Annotated in this window: 6 protein-coding genes; all 6 read right to left on the reverse strand. The window is 68.1% G+C overall.

The genetic code is table 11. The features are described from left to right. Nucleotides 1–199: 199 nt before the first annotated feature. The gene (locus ACFWJ8_RS13340; protein ID WP_378812118.1) at nucleotides 200–10,102 is read right to left on the reverse strand and encodes a SpaA isopeptide-forming pilin-related protein; all 9,903 of its coding nucleotides are present in this window, start codon (nucleotides 10,100–10,102) and stop codon (nucleotides 200–202) included. A gap of 329 nt (nucleotides 10,103–10,431) precedes the next feature. Next, nucleotides 10,432–10,650 carry a hypothetical protein gene (locus ACFWJ8_RS13345; RefSeq protein WP_378812119.1) on the reverse strand — a complete coding sequence of 73 codons (219 nt, stop codon included), beginning with the start codon at nucleotides 10,648–10,650 and terminating at the stop codon, nucleotides 10,432–10,434. A gap of 87 nt (nucleotides 10,651–10,737) precedes the next feature. Next, nucleotides 10,738–11,238 carry a VanZ family protein gene (locus ACFWJ8_RS13350; protein ID WP_378812122.1) on the reverse strand — a complete coding sequence of 167 codons (501 nt, stop codon included), beginning with the start codon at nucleotides 11,236–11,238 and terminating at the stop codon, nucleotides 10,738–10,740. Between the two features lie 10 nt (nucleotides 11,239–11,248). Beyond that, a complete protein-coding gene (locus ACFWJ8_RS13355; protein ID WP_378812125.1) occupies nucleotides 11,249–13,099 on the reverse strand; it encodes a DUF4012 domain-containing protein in 1,851 nt (616 codons plus the stop codon). A 47-nt stretch (nucleotides 13,100–13,146) separates the two neighbouring features. Then, nucleotides 13,147–14,589 (reverse strand): sugar transferase, encoded by a 1,443-nt coding sequence (locus tag ACFWJ8_RS13360; protein ID WP_378812127.1) that lies wholly within the window; start codon nucleotides 14,587–14,589, stop codon nucleotides 13,147–13,149. Between the two features lie 146 nt (nucleotides 14,590–14,735). Further along, a complete protein-coding gene (locus tag ACFWJ8_RS13365; protein ID WP_378812130.1) occupies nucleotides 14,736–15,902 on the reverse strand; it encodes a nucleotide sugar dehydrogenase in 1,167 nt (388 codons plus the stop codon). Between the last annotated feature and the right edge of the window lie 44 nt (nucleotides 15,903–15,946).

Genomic DNA, 15,946 nt, shown 5'->3' on the forward strand with positions numbered 1-15,946 from the left:
AACGGCAGGTGAAAAGAAATGCGACTGCTTCCCCAAGCGGGTCGGCGTTCTCCCCAAACACGAGCCGACACGTGTTCCCGGGGCTAAAGCTATGCCGCCGACAGAGTCCCGTCAAGTAACGGCTCGGCAACAGCACAGAACGCCGCAAGGGGGCGAACCGTCGGTGTGACGGCCCGCCCCCTCGCGGGGACCTACGGGATCAGAGCTGCGGCTTCGGCTCTCCGCGGCGCCGGCGCGACATGATCAGCACCGAGGCGCCCGTCAGCATCACCACGAGTCCCAGAACGATGAGCGGCAGGGTCGCACCGCCACCCGTCGCCGGCAGACCCGACAGCAGCACCGTCGCGTCATCCGAGTCACGGCCCGGGTCGTCCGGGTCGCCGAACGTGTGGTAGTCCACCACGGCCACGTTGGTGATCGTGTTCGCCGCCGACTTCGGGTTGACCGTCGCGTCGAGGGTGATCCTCGGCGCCACCGTCGCCCCTCCGTTGTCGGAGTTGATCGGCTGCAGCGGTCCGAACAGCGAGCACGTGAGCGTTCCGCCGTAGCCTCCACTGTTCTGACCCGTCACCTCGCACGACTGCCAGTTCGGGAACGCATCGGCGTCGCCCTTGCCCGGCCAGTTCACCGCGGTGATCTTGATGTCGGCGGGGATCGTGTCGGTCACCACCACATCCTCGGCAGCCGCGTCGTCGCTCACATTCGCGACATCGAGCGTGTAGCTGAACGACTTGCCCGGCTCGGTGCGCTCGACACTCGCCGACTTCTCGACCTGCACCTCGGTGTGGCGCGCCACGAAGCACTGCGGCGTGGCATCCGGATAGGAGGTGGAGAAGGTGAGGGTCGGGTTCACGGTGAACGTGATCTCCGTGTTGAGGCGCCACGAGTAGTCGAGCTCGCTCGGGTCGAGGATCAGCCCGTTGAACACGAACTGAGCCTGCTGTCCGGGCGTCATCACCGTCGTCGTCCCGGGCAGGTAGTACTGCGTCGGGCTCGTGCCGGGGACGATGTCGCTGGACTCGATCGGCCGCCATCCCGGGTAGTCGATCGACACGCCGGACGGGGTGAAGGCCGACCCCACCCACGGGATCTCGTCGCTCCAGGTCGTCCCGTTGTTGTTCGACAGCGTGACCTGAGCCGGCGTCGTCTCCGGGGTGACCGCGCCGTTCACCGGCTTCCAGAGGAAGTCGATCGGCTCGTCCTTCAGCGACTCGGACTTCGTCACGACCCAGCCGAGGAACGGCGCATCCGCGACGCAGCGGGTGTAGACGAGTGCCGAGATGTCACGCGTCGGGACCGTCACGTCGTCGCAGTCGTTGCTCGGGTCGCCGTCGAGATCCGCGGCGACGCACGCCTCGTTGAGGATCTCGTCGAGCGGCGTCGGCGCGACCGGCGGCTCCTCGTCGCCGACCACCTCGGGCAGCTCCGCGGAGGTCGTCTGCGGCAGGAACTTCACCTGCACCACGATCTTCGCGCTCGCCCCGACAGCCAGGGTCGGGATGCTCACCGACAGCGTGTTGTCCTCATCGACGAACGCGGGTGCGTTGCCGTTGGTCCAACCGGCGGGCAGCGTCAGCCCCGTCACCTCGAGCCGCTCGTGCAGCGGGTCCGTGACCACGACGTTCTTGGCGTCCCGGGTCCCGTGGTTGGTGACCGTGAGCTCGTAGTCGAACACCGTGCCCGGGTCGATGGAGCCCTCCTCGGGGAGGTTCGTCGCGGTCTTCTCGATGCCGACGTCGTCGAAGTGCACCGTCTGGCACGCGTCGTCGCGGTCGATCCAGCCACCGGAGTGGACCACGGCCTCGTTCCAGACGAAGTACCCGTCCTCCTGAGCCTCGAAGCACGCGCGCGGCTGCTCGGTGCTCGGCGGTGCGGTCACCTTGACCGTGGCCGACACGACGTAGGTGTGGACCGGGCCCTCGGGCGTCAGCGTTCCCGCCGGCACGATGGTCCACTCCCCCTCGCCGTTCCAGGACGCCCCGGATGCCGGCACCGCAGGCGTCGCGGCATCCGCAGCCTCCGCCGTCCAGTCGCCGTCGAGCTCCACGCCGTCCGGGAGCGTCGGGGCATCGGTGAGCGTATAGCCCACCTCGGCCGGCTTCGGCTCCTGGTCGGTGTCGGGGTAGGTGACCGTCACGATGTACGAGATGGTCTGCGTGCCGTCGTCGTTCTGCGTGTAGGCGCCGGCCGTCTTCTCGACCGTCGGGAACACCGGCTCGGCACACGCGTGCACGTCGTCGCGCTGACCGCCGCTGCGCAGCCACGCCGTGTTGAGGAAGCCGCCGTACGGCCCTTCACCCTCTTCACAGGTCGTGGTGTGCTCATCGATGGCCTCGGCCGTGACGTCCGCCTTCACCGTGATGGTGTAGGTGTGCGTCGCGCCCGCCGTGATCGCCTTGCCTGTGGCGATCGCGGCCGACCAGTCGGAGTCGTCGAAGGCGACATTCGTCTGTCCTTCACCGCTCCAGGTGGCCGAGTCGATGTCGATGCCGGCACCGAAGTCGAGCTGGTCGTTGAGGCTGTACTTCGCCGACAGGCCGTCCGGGTTCTCCGGCGTGCCCGCGGCTGCGAGCGACGCCGTGAGGCTGTAGACGATCGTCCACTGCCCGGTCTCGGGGTCCTGCGTCGACGAGGTCACGGTCTTCGCGGTGGTCGGGTAGACCGCCTCCTTGACCGGGATGCACGCGGTGCCGTCGTCGACCTGGTCCTCGCCGACGTACAGGTACGCCGCGTTGTAGTAGCCCTGGCCGGGTCCTTCGCCGCACTTCAGGTCGCCCGAAGCCACGTCACCCGTGACGTTCGCCTTCCACGTGACCGTCCACACCTGCGTCTCGTTCGCGCCGAGCGCGACCGGGGCGTCGGGGAACGATGCGCCCGACTCGATGTCGATCGGCTCGTCACCAGCAGGCGTGGTGCGCTGCGCGGTGCCGTCGCCGAGCGTGATGCCCGACGGGAAGCCCGGCACATCGGTCAGCGTGTAGAACGTGTCGAACCCGCTCGGGTGCACCGTCAGCTGGTACGTGACCGTCCAGCTGTCCGGGTCGTCCGGGTCCTGGGTCGCGCTCGTCGCCGTCTTGTCGATCGTCGGCAGCTCGGGCTCCGAGCAGGCGTCGACCGGGTGCGGCTCGCCGGCGGACGTGATGACCGCCGTGTTGAGGAAGCCGCCCGACGGGTCTTCGTTGTCGGGGTAGCAGCCCAGCGTGTCGCCGTCCCACGCGGCGGCGGGCACGATCGCGTGCACCGTCACCGTGTAGGTCGCCTTACCGGTCGTGTCGCTCTTCGGAGCGAGCACGGCATCCGTGGCCATCAGCGCGGTCCAGTCGTCACCGGCGTGGGTGAACGCCACGTCCGTGCCGCCGGGGCCGCTCCACGAGGCATCCTGCACCTCGATGTCGCCGCCGAAGTCCAGGGCATCGGTCAGGCTGTACACCGCCGCCTGCGTCGTCGACGTGTTCTCCACGACGATGTCGTACGTGATCTCCCACGTGCCGTCCTCGTCCTGGGACGTGCGGGTGACCGTCTTGGACTGGTCGGTCGCCGGACGGACGATCGTGATGCAGTCGTCGGACCGGCTGTCGCCCAGGCCGTTCGTGATCAGGGAGCCGTTCCAGAATCCGCCGTCCTTGACCTCGCAGTCGAGGGCGTCGTCGGGGACGGATGCCGCGATCTTCACCTTCAGCACCACGAGGTACACGTTGGCCGAGCCGGGCTGCAGCCAGCCTGTGCCGAGCGGCTGCGCGTTGTCGGAGACCCAGGCCCCGTTGACCGAGCCGACGTTGCCGTCAGCGATCGTCGGCAGCATCGCCTCCCACGCACCCGTCGCCGTCACACCCGACGGCAGCGCCCCCGGAGTGTCGTGCACCGTGTACTGCAGCGGGATCGCCGTCGGGTTGTACACCTTCACGTTGTACGCGAGGGTCCACTCACCGGTGGTCGTGTCCTGCACCGCGTCGAGCTTGGTCTTCTCGACGAGCGGCTTCGCGGGCACGCCGCAGCCGTCGTCGGTGGCGGTGCCGCCCGGGAAGGCCACCGTGGCGACGTTGTAGAAGCCGCCGCCGGGGTTCTCACCCTCGGTGGTGCACTCCAGCGCCGTCTCGGGATCGAACTCCGCCGGCACCACGACCGCCTTCACGTGGTACACCCACGTGATCGATCCGCCGCCCGGCAGCACGCCCTCGGGCGTACCCGCCGACCCGCCCTGCGTCCACGACTCCGAGCCGGGGACGACGGCGAAGCTCGCGTCGAACTGCGGCGTGTCGGTGATCTTGTACGCGGCGGCCAGCGACGGGTCGAGGTTCGTCACCGTGACCTCGTACGCGAGCTCCCACTCACCGGCGACGTTCTGCTGAACGACGGCATCCGACTTCTCGATGCCCACCTTCGGCAGCTGGATGCCGTCACACGCGTCATCGGTGTCGGAACCGACGCCGTTGTCGACGGTGGCGCTGTTCCAGACGCCCGTGCCCGGGCGCTGACCGCACACCAGGTCGGCGGCCTTGACGTCATTCGCGAGGCTCACCTTGGCGGTGATCGTGAAGACGTGGGATGCCCCGGCCGGGAGCGTGCCCGTGCCGACGAGCTGGTTCGCGCCGCCGTCGAAGGCCGTGCCCGGCGCCGTGAAGGTGCCGCCGTTCAGGGCGGCCGGCCCCGCTGCGGTCCAGCTCTGCGCCGTCACACCGGCCGGCAGCGCCAGCGGTGTGTCGGACAGGGAGTACCACAGCCCGATCGTGCTCGGGTTCTTGACCGTCACGGTGTAGGCCAGCACCCAGTCGGTGCCGTCCTGCGTGATCGAACCGGAGTCCTTGGTCACCTCAGGCGAGGCGGGCTCTGCACACCCGTCGTCGGTCTTCGAACCGCCGGGGTACACCACCTCGGCGATGTTGTGGAATGCCCCTCCCTCACCCGGGACGCACTCCAGCGACGGTGCCGGCGACTCGTCGTCCGGCGGGATCACCGAGGCGACGATGCGGTAGACGTACTGGTCGGATCCGCCCGCCTCGATCGGCGTGTTCGCCGCCGGGGCGGTGCCCTGCCAGTCCGCGCTCACGACGTCCCAGCCGTTCCCGAGGTCGGGGTTGTCGGAGAGCGTGTAGACCGTGCCCGTGGTGAGGCTGGAGTTCGTCACCGTGACGGTGTAGTCGATCTGCCAGTCACCGCCGTCGAGCTGCGTGACCGTGCCGTCCGTCTTCGAGACCGAGACCGGCGGGAGGACGACGGTGACGCAGCCTTCGGCGTCCTTCGTCACCTCGCCGGATACGACCCGTGCCTTGTTCTTGAGGCCTGCCTGGGCCGCGCAGTCACCGATGCTCGCGGCATCCGTCGACGGCAGCAGCGTGCCGGTCACCTTGTAGACGTAGCTCGTGTTCGCGGGGAGCGGGCCCTGCCAGAGCAGGCCCCCACCGCCGGGCGCGAACGTCGGGCTGACCGGTGCGGGTGCCGACCCTTGGGCGACCACCTTCCAGTTGCCGCCGTCGGTGGTCAGCGTCCAGCCTGCCGGCACCGCCGGGAAGGTGTCGAGCACGTTCACCTGAAGCGGCAGTGTGGCACTCGGGTTCGTGACCGTGATCGTGTACTCGATGTTGAACGAGCCGTCCGCGTTCTGCGAAGCCGGGTTCGTGCCCGTCTTGGTGATCGTCGGGAACGCGGGCTCCTTGCAGGCGTACGCCGTGCCCACCGGGGTGGTGCCGGTGGCCTTGAACAGGTCGGTCCGGTTGGCGAATCCGCCGGGCTCGGGGGTCACGCACTTCCATGCGTCTCCGTCTGCCACGGCGTCCGCGATCGTGATCCCCGTGACGTGGATGACGAACACGTGCGCGTTCCCGATGCCCGCGGACACGGAGCCGGTCGCCAGCTGCGGCTGCGCGGCGCCGTTCCAGCCCGGCGTGAGCGTCGCCCCCGGGGCGCCGGACGCGTCGACGGTCGCCGACCCCACGGTGATCCCGGCGCCGAACTGGAAGGTGTCGTTCACCTTGTAGGCGTACGACGCGGTGGCCGAGTTGTTCGTCACCGTGACGGTGTAGTCGATCGACCACTTGCCGTCGGGCTGCTGGACGGGAGCGGATGCCGTCTTGGCGATCGAGCCCGTCGCATCGGTGTCGTTGTTCACGACGCGGCAGGTGACGTTCGTCGCGAGCGGCACCTTGACGGCGCCGTCCGTGAGCGCCACCGGCGTCTGCGTGCCGGTGAGGACACACGACCACGCGCCGTCCTGCGAGTACCCGGACGGACCGGACTCGCTGAGGACGTAGGCACGGCCCGCGACCACCTGGCCGCTGATCGCGGCGAGCAGCGGGTCGCCGCCTACCTGCGTGCCGGTGCCGTTGATCGGGGTGTCGCTGTTGGCCTCGTTCTTCGCCGTCAGCGTCCACTGGTTCGCCGTGGCCGAGCCGCCGCCGTCGTTGACGACCTTCTTCTCGAGCGTCAGCGTCGGCTTCTGCGACGTGTTGGTGAACGTGCAGGTGACGTTCTGGCCGTTGCCGACGGTGACCGTCGGGTTCGCGAGCGACGTGCCGCCGGTCGAGCACACGAGGTTCGTGAGCTGGTAGCCGGCGAGCTGGTTGATCTCGGCGAGCGTGAACGTGCCCGCGGCGACGTCCTTGGTCTCGTTGTGGTTGAACGTCAGCGTCGTCGCGCCGAGCGTGGCGGTCAGGTGCTGGTTCCAGTCCGCAGCGGCCTTGTCGCCACCGTTCGCGTTGTCGACCACCTTGACGAGGGTCAGGTGTCCCGGCTGGTCGTCGTTCGTGAACGTACAGGTGACGTCGTCACCCGGCTTGAGGGTCAGCGTCGGGGCCGCCTTCGTCGTGTTCGGGTAGCCCGTGCACGACAGGGTGGTCCAGTCGTAGCCGCTGGGTCCGTTCGCCTCGGCGAGGGTGTAGGCGTCGCCCGCGGCCACGGTGCCGTTGACACCGGTCTGCCCGCTCAGGTTCGGGCCGTCCGCCGAGGTCGCCGTCAGCGTCCACGCCGTGTCGGGCGCCGTGCCGCCGTTGTTCTTGACGACGATCTTCTTCAGCGTGAGCTTCGGCGCGATGTCGTCGTTGACGATGCGGTACGTGCCGGTGCCGTTGGCGGGAACGGTCACGTCCCACCCGGCGACGTCGACCCAGTTCACGCCGTCGAGCCGCTGCAGCTTCACCTGCTGGTATCCGGTGACGCCGGTCTCGCTGATCGTGTACGTGTGGTTCGGACGCACCTGGATGGTGTTGGCCGAGCTGGCGGTGTCGGCGCCGGCCACCGTGGTCGCCACGAGGCCGCTCAGCGCAGCGGGCGTCGCCTTCAGGTTCCAGTCGCCCGGAACCGCGGCACCGCCGTTGTCGTTGACGACCTGCTTCAGCAGCACGAGGCTCGCGGTCTGGTTGATCGCCTCACACTCGACGTGCTGGCCGAGCTGGACCGTCACGCCGCCGTTGAGGCCGTCGTACTCGGTGCCGCGGCTGCCGTTCGCGTTGAGCAGGTAGCAGTGCCACGATCCGGTCGACCCCGGCCGCGGGTTGGCGCCTGCCACGACCTCCTGCGTGTAGCGGGGGTCACCGCCCGACTCGGCGAGCGTGTAGATCACGCCCGGCGTGACGTTCACCAGCGCCGTCGGCGAGGCGGCGTTCGGACCGGGGAGCGATCCACCAGGTCCGGTGCCGGTGAGAGTCCACGTGGTCGGGTCGGCCGTGCCGCCCACGACCTTCTTGGTGAGCTTGAGCTGCGTCGTGCACGTCACGGTGTTCGTGAGCGTGACCACGTTCGGGTTCGGCGTCGCCGTCATCGTGTGCGAGCCGGTGCCGGTCGACGTGTTCGTGCAGAACGGGGGCAGTCCGGTGACGGTCTCGCCGATCGCGACGGCGGCTCCGACGTCGTACGAGTAGTTCGTGCCGAAGTTGCGGTTCTGTCCGTCGAGGGTCAGCTGCGCCGCACCGAACGGCTGCGAGCCGTTGTCGTACGCGGTGCCGTTGATGACCCACTTCTTCACGACCTGCAGGTCGACCTTCGGGTTCGGAGCCTGGTTGTAGACCGTACAGGTCACGATGCGCCCACCCGTGGCGTTCGCGGTGAAGCCGTAGCTGCCCACGTTCGTCACCGTGACGGTGGCTCCGGTGTCGTCCTTGCAGACGGCGTTCTTGCCGCCCTGCGGCGCCGGTGTGTAGGTTGCACGGTTCTCTTCCGTGACGGTGACCGCGGAGGTCTGACCGGAGCTCAGTCCAGACACCTTGAAGCTGATCGCGCCCGACTGGTTGGTCTGCCCGCTCGTCGGGGTCACCGTGTTGCTGCCGTTTGCAGCGGTGAAGCCCCACCCGGGCGTGGCCGTCGCGTTCGCAGTCGTGCCGCCGTTGGGGATCACCATCTTGGTGACGTTGATCGTGCTGTCGCACTGACCCTTCGCGAGGTTCTGAAGGAACGCGGCGAGGGCTGCGTAGTTCGCGACCAGGTAGTAGTCGCTGTCGATCGTCGGGCCCGAGATGGCCTGCAGGTTCGGCTCGGCGCCGCCGACGCCGATGCCCACCGGCACCACGCGCGTGCCGAGGTTCTTCACCGAGTTCGCCGAGAAGACCGCGTTCTCCACCTCGCGGAAGCGGGAGAAGCTGCCGGGGCCTTCGCCGTTCGGGCCGTAGACCGTCGGCGTGCCGTCCGTGAGCACGAGCAGGACGTCGACCTTGTTGGCGGCGTCGCCCGCGACCTGCCAGAGGCCCTGGTCCCAGTTCGTCGCGCCGGCGTTGCCGCCGGGCCGCGACAGCCCGTTGATCTTGTTCTTCACCGTCGTGCCGCCGGCAGCCGTGGCGACAGAGGTCAGCCCGAGCGTGCCGTTGCCGCCCCCGCTCGCGGGGGCGTTCGTCGCGAAGGTCCACACCGCGAGCGACGAGGGCGTGCCCTGAAGAGCGTCCACGAATCCGGTCGCGGCCGTCTTCAGCGACGTGAACTCGCCGTCGTCGATCGAGTTCGAGAGGTCGATGAGCAGGCCGACGCGGATGCCGCACGCCTGGATCGCCGTCGGGTTGTTCTTGATGTCGGCCCAGAAGCCGCCGGAGGCGTTCGCATCGTTGCCGGTGCCCACCTGCGGGTAGGTCGTGTTGCTGCCCGCAGCGACCGAGTTCGTGCGGAACTGGTACGTCACGTTCGAGGCCGAGCTTCCGACGTTCAGCTCGTCGAGGATGCTGTAGCCGCTCGGCGCCGTCTTCTCGACGATCCAGTACTGCGCGCCGCTGGGCACGCTCACCGAGCACTGGCCGTTGGCGGCCGTCGTGCACGTGCCGACCAGGTTCGCCGGGGTCGTGTCGGGTGCGCTGGCGCTGCCGCCCTTGTAGACCTCGAACACCGCGTCCTGCAGGCCGGCGACGGTCTGGCCGCCGGTGCGGAGGCCGCCCTTCTGGATCGTGATCGTGCCGGGCGCCTGGTACGTGTGGGTGAAGGAGCAGGTCGATGCCCGGTCGCTCCCCGACGTGTACGAGAGGGTCGACGATCCGCTGCTCCAGGTGAGTCCCGATCCTGCGTCGCTGCATGTGACCGTCGTGAGGTAGTTCGCCGTGTTGGCGTTCAGCGACACCGCCGAAACGACGTAGGAGCCGGTGGCCACGTCGACGCCGGTCGCGCCGCTCGGGATCACTGCCCAGTCGGCGCCGTTGGTCGCGCGGTACTCCCAGTCGGAGGCTGCGGCGGGCCCGCCGCCGGAGATCGTCACGTTGCGGGTGATCGTGAGACAGCTGCCGGTACAGCCCGGCAGCACCGCCAGCGGCGCGACCTCGGCCTGCGGAGCCACACGCGACTGCGGCTTCTGCGTGCCTGCATCCTTCGCGGGGGTCGACTCGGAGGGAGACGGCGCGGGCGTGTCGGTCGCCGGAGGCTCCTCGGCGGGGGGCTCTTCGGCGGGCGGCTGCTCTTCAGGCGCCTGCTCCGCGGGTGGGGTCGTCTCGTCGGGCGTGCCGGCCTCCTCCGACGGCGGCGTCGGAGTGGCGGCATCCGTTCCCGCATCGTCCGAGCCCGTCGACGTGTCGGCCGCCGCAGAGGTGTCGGTCGGCGACGGCGCCGGAGTCTCCTCTGCGAGCGCCGGCGACATGCCCGCGAAGATCAGCGCGCCCGAGAGGAGCGTCGCGATGCCACCGGCGTACCACCGGTGCCGCATCGTCAGTCTGCGGTCACGCTCCCGAGCCGCCCGCGCCTTGCGGCGGACGCCCACACGTGCCGAACCATCATTTCCCCAGTACCCGGACATCAAGGTTCCCCTTCTCGCTGATGTCAGCTCAAGGGGACCCCGAATTTCCCGGTCGGACTCCCCAAGTGTGCGGTCCCTCCGGCGTTAACTCCCCAGTTGCGCCGGCCACACGTAGCCCACGGTCAAGCTAGCGGCGATTCTGCGACGGCGTCAAGCGCCCCTGGTCACGCCCGGATCACGATCGGCTCAGGAAACACGAAAGCGGCCCGGGTCGCCCCGGGCCGCCTCCGTCGTTCAGGTCATTTGTCGCCGACAGCTCCGTCGATGTTGTCGCGCACGCCGTCGATGGTCGCGTCGTGCTCGTCCGGAAGCACCTTCTTGGCGAGGTCGGACGCCCCGTCGAGGACCTTGTCGCTGATCCCCTCCGCCTGCTCGGACTTGAGGAAGTCGTCGATCTTGTCCTTGTTCTGCTCGTAGAGTTCCTTGCCCTGGTTGACCAGGTCGTCGAATCCGCTCATGCTCACTCCTTCGCGCCCCCGAGTGCGGCGTCACGTCACATTCTGTCGGGATGGATGCCGCCGACGGAACCCCTCGACCACGGGGCGTCAGCGTGCGCCGCGCGTTCGCCGAAGCGCCTCGTGCCGCTCGATGACCTTCTCGTCCCTCGCCTTGACGACCGCGCGGATGACGACGGCGAGGAGCACACCGATCGTCGCGCCGATCGAGTTCGCGATCACGTCATCCACGGTCGAGACCCGTGCGTCGAGGAGGTAGCGCTGGATCAGCTCGATGCCGACCGAGAGCGCCGGTCCGAGGAGCAGCGCGACCGGCCACCACCGCAGCGGCACCATGAGCGCGAACAGGAATCCGACGGGGATGAACAGCAGGACGTTCGAGAACGACTCGATGAAGTCGTAGTCGATGAAACCGGGCACCCCACGCTCATGCAGCTCGGAGATCGCGCGCTCCAGCAGCCCCTGGATCGGCTCGTCGATGGGACTCGGCCAGAACACCATGAATGCGAGGAACACCCCGTAGCCGAGCGCCATCAGCAGGATGATGGCGTGCCTCGGCCCGCTCGTGGACGGCAGCCGTTCGGACGTCACGCGACCCGCGTCACTTGCTCTCGGGGAACAGCGCCGAGCACGACGCGTCGATCGTGACGGGCGTCTGGGTGACGGTCGGCGAGTAGCGCACTTCGAGCGGCCCGAGCTCACCCTCGGGCAGCTGGGTGGTGAACGACACCGTCTTGGTCTCCCCCATCTTCAGCAGCATCGTGCGGCTGGCAAGCGGATGCCCCTTCTCGGCGCCGTCGCGGTTCCAGCGCCTGATATCGCCATCGGCCGGGTTGATCGCCGTGATGGTCGACCCGGGCGGCGCCACGTACAGCGTGTCGAGGATCATCGTCGTGCGCGGAAGGTTCATCGACGGGTTGCGCCAGGCGAGCGTGTAGCCGCTCAGGTTGTTCCCGGGCACGGTCGAGGTCATCGTGAGCGTGGTGGTCATCGTACGCGACGCGGCGTCGCACGTGACATTCATCGTCGTCGACAGGTAGTACTCGAGCTTGCTGTACGACGCGTCGTTGAGATAGATCCCGACCTGGGTGGCCTTCGTGTTGTCCGCCGTGAGCGCACCGTCGACCTTGAACTCGGTCGCGAGCGCGTTCTCGTCCTCGCGGGGGAAATAGGCGTAGATGCGGTCTTCGTTGACCGATCTCTCCAGCATCTTGATCATCGCAGTCGGTGCCCACGAACCGCTCGCGATCTTGTCGAAGACACGGGACGAGACGTCGGCGAAGTACGCGTCGGCAGCCTTGCCGTTGGTGCCGAACTTCTCGTACGCGTCACTCAGGAGCAGCTTGACAGCGTTCTTCCCGTTGATCTCCGAACCGTCTTCGAGTTCCACCGGCCCGGTCGCCGCGAGCATGTACGACAGCGCGACCGGGTCGAGCGAGATGACGCCGTCCAGCTGCGTACCGTTCGTCTGCTCCCAGAGCTGAGAGAACATGTGCGCCGTCGTCGGGAAGTCGGGGGTGCGCGAGAAGTTCTGTGCGTTCCGGTCGAAGTCCTCCTCGTACAGCGCAAGCGTCTCGTCGGGCAGGTCCGAATCGAGCCATCCGCTGACACCGGCGAGGTAGAAGTCCTCGACCGTCTCGTCCTCGACCTTCTCGATCTTCCCGTTCTCCGCATGGATGACCGTCGACGTCGCGGCGTTGCCGCCCGTCGCCCGGATCTCGGCGTTGTTCTGGAAGATCACGAGGTAGTTCCGCGGGCCTTCGGACCCAGCCATGCGCAGGGCGATGGGAAGCAGCTGCTCCACCGTGTCCAGCAGCGGTCCTGCCTGGTCGACGACCGACGACAACTGCTCGACAGCATCGTCCACGACCGGCAACAAGTCGCCGCGGTCGATGTTCGACACCTTCGTCTGCGCTGCGGCGAGCACGCTCTTCAGCTCGGGCAACGTCTGCTGCGCCTCTTGGAAGGGCACCAGGTTGATGCCGCCGCCTTCGACCTTCAGCTTGTCGGGAGACATCGTCGAGAGCAGCTGGATGCCTGACGGCAAGGCGTCCCGCACGATGATGTGGGTGGCTTCCGTCGCCGCCCGCACGGCCGTGATGTTGGTCCCCACAACGGGGATGCCGGCCGCCAGTCCCCACAGCGGGCCCTGCACCGTGCTCTCGGCTTCGGTCGTCAAGCGCAGCGCCTCCGCGCCGATCGCCTGCATCTCGGCCGCGTCGCCGTCCTTGTAGGCGTCCGTCAAAGACGTCAGCTGCGACTTGGCCGCCATCAGGTCGTCCTTGACCTGCAGCGCCTGAAGCGCGAACACCCCGCCGACCGCCGCGATCCCGCCGAGCACGACGAACGTGCCCAGCAGAACCCACGGCCATCGCCGCCTCCGGCGCGGGGCCGGGGCGTGATTGCCGGCGCGACCTTGACGGAAGCGTCCGGGAACGGGCTTGGAAGACACGTCAGGATGCTACCGGGCAGGGCCTGTGACGACGCCGAGAGACGCGCTCAATGCGCTGTCTCGCCGGGGGCGACGACGGCCTTGATGGTGCGGAACAGAATCTGGATGTCTTGCGTGAACGACCAGTTCTCCACGTAGTAGAGGTCGAGTCGGATCGAGTCCTCCCACGACAGCTTCGAGCGGCCGCTGACCTGCCACAGTCCGCTCATGCCAGGCTTGACGAGCATGCGGCGATGCGCGTCGTCGTCATAGAGCGCCACCTCGGCTTCGCGCTGCGGCCGGGGCCCGACCAGACTCATCTCTCCGAGGAACACGTTGACGAGCTGCGGCAGCTCGTCGATCGAGTGCTTGCGGATGAAGAACCCGACCCGGGTGATACGAGGGTCGTTCGTCACCTTGAACAGAGGGCGATCGGTGGTCCCCTGCACGTCGAGCAGACTGGCGAGCTGGTCGTCGGCATTGGCAACCATCGACCGGAACTTGAGCATCCCGAACTCGCGCCCGCCTCGCCCGACACGCGCCTGGCGGTAGAAGACGGGACCGCTCCCGTCCACGCGGATGGCGATGGCCGTGACCACCATGAGCGGGGAGAGGAACAGCAGCAGCAGCGATGAGCCGACCAGATCGAAGGCCCGCTTCGACACCCGCTTGTATCCCTCCAGAGTCGGGAAGTCGATGTGGACGAGCGGCAGGCCGGCGACCGGGCGAGCGTGAATGCGGGGGCCCGCGACATCGGTGACGGTCGGCGCCACGACCCAGTTGACGTCGCGGTCCGCCATCTCCCAGCCGAGGCGGCGCATCGTCTGCGGATCGAGCTCGTCCGAGCCTGCGACGATCAGCGTGTCCGCCCCCGCCTGCTCGACGGCGGTCCCAGCGTCTGCAAAGTCGCCCAGCACCGGCAGGTGTCCGACCATGCCTTCGCCGCCCCGGGTCAGTGCGCCGATCAGGACGTAACCGGAGTCGGGAGCACGCTGGATCTGACGTGCGATGTGCGCGATCTTCGAGCGTTCTCCGACGACGACGGCGCGGTAGACATAACTGCCGTGCCGCTGCCTGCGGCGCAGCCATTGCCTCCACAGCCAGCGCGACAGCACGAGCGCTGCCACGCCGATCGGCAGCGCGACGATGAAGATCGATCGCGCGATCTCGATGCGCGCGAAGAACGCGACGATGACGACGAGCGCGAACACGATCACCGTGGCGTTGACGATGCGGCGGTACTCGGTGATGCCGTGGCCGATGGTATGACGATCACGCGTGTCGATCACGTCGAGCGAGAGCAGCCACACCACGCCGAGCAGTATGAGGAACACCCAGTACGGGATGTCGGGCCCGTCGGGCCACGACACCGGCTGTGTGAGCTGCTCCAGCGCGATCCAGCCATAGACGGCGAGGGTCGCCGCGACGACCAGCGCGTCGGAATAGAAGAGCCGGCTGGCATAGCGACGCGGCCAGTCGGCGTCACGCGGGGATCTTGAGGTCTCGGTCATCGCACGGGGGGACATTCGCCCTGGGGGCGATAAGCGACGGGTTGGCAGCCGAACTTCGTCGGTCGGTGTCGTCACCGACACGCCGTGAAGCCTACCAAAGCAACCGGACGCCCCGCTCCGCTTCACCGGCGGGGGCGGACGGTCGGTCAGTCGCGACCATAGATGTCGCGCGTATAGACCTTGTGCGCGACATCGTCGAGCACGTCCGTCGAGCGGTTCGCGATGATGACGTCCGCGCGCGACTTGAAGTCATCGAGGTCGCGCACGACCTCGGAGTGGAAGAAGTCTTCTTCCTCGAGGGTCGGCTCGTACACGATGACGTCGATGCCCTTGGCCTTGATGCGCTTCATGATCCCCTGGATCGACGACGCCCGGAAGTTGTCGGACCCCGACTTCATGACCAGGCGGTAGACACCCACCGTCTTGGGTCCGCGCGCGAGGATGTCGGAGGCCACGAAGTCCTTGCGGGTCCGGTTGGCGTCGACGATCGCGGCGATGAGGTTCTGCGGCACCTCGGAGTAGTTCGCGAGCAGCTGCTTCGTGTCCTTCGGCAGGCAGTAGCCGCCGTAGCCGAACGACGGGTTGTTGTAGTGCGAGCCGATGCGCGGATCGAGGCCCACCCCCTCGATGATCTGCCGCGCATCAAGGCCGTGCACGGCTGCGTAGGTGTCGAGCTCGTTGAAGTACGCGACGCGCAGCGCGAGGTAGGTGTTGGCGAACAGCTTGATCGCTTCGGCCTCTGTCGAGTCCGTGAGCAGCACCGGCACGTCCGTGTCGACCGCACCTTCGAGCAGCAGGTCCGCGAATCGCCGCCCCGACGGGCCGCGGTCCCCGACGACGATGCGCGACGGGTGCAGGTTGTCGTACAGCGCGCGACCTTCGCGCAGGAACTCGGGCGAGAAGATGATCGAGGCGCCGGGATGCTCGGAACGCACGCGCTCGGTGAATCCGACGGGCACGGTCGACTTGACGACGATCGTCGCGTGAGCGGTGATCGCCAGGACGCCCTCGATCACGGACTCCACCGACGACGTGTCGAAGAAATTGGTCTCTTCGTCGTAGTTCGTCGGCGTCGCGACAACGACGAAATCCGCACCCCGGTACGCCGATTCGGCGTCGAGGGTGGCGGTCAGGTCGAGCTCGCGCGACGCGAGGTAGTCCTCGAGCTCGGCGTCGACGATCGGCGAAACTCGCCGGCTCAGCAGGTCGACCTTGCGCGGGTCGACATCGACGGCGACCACTTCGTGGTGCTGCGCGAGGACGACGGCGTTCGACAGGCCGACATAGCCTGTGCCGACGATGGCGATCTTCATGGCGCAAGACTAGCCGCGGCACGTGCACCGAATAGAATCGACGC

This window comes from Microbacterium sp. NPDC058389 (assembly GCF_042722305.1).
Classification (GTDB): Bacteria; Actinomycetota; Actinomycetes; order Actinomycetales; family Microbacteriaceae; genus Microbacterium.

Coding starts and splice junctions, on each gene's coding strand:
- ACFWJ8_RS13360 (WP_378812127.1), bottom strand. CDS start 14,589: ATGACCGAGACCTCAAGATCCCCGCGTGACGCCGACTGGCCGCGTCGC.
- ACFWJ8_RS13345 (WP_378812119.1), bottom strand. CDS start 10,650: ATGAGCGGATTCGACGACCTGGTCAACCAGGGCAAGGAACTCTACGAG.
- ACFWJ8_RS13365 (WP_378812130.1), bottom strand. CDS start 15,902: ATGAAGATCGCCATCGTCGGCACAGGCTATGTCGGCCTGTCGAACGCC.
- ACFWJ8_RS13340 (WP_378812118.1), bottom strand. CDS start 10,102: ATGCGGCACCGGTGGTACGCCGGTGGCATCGCGACGCTCCTCTCGGGC.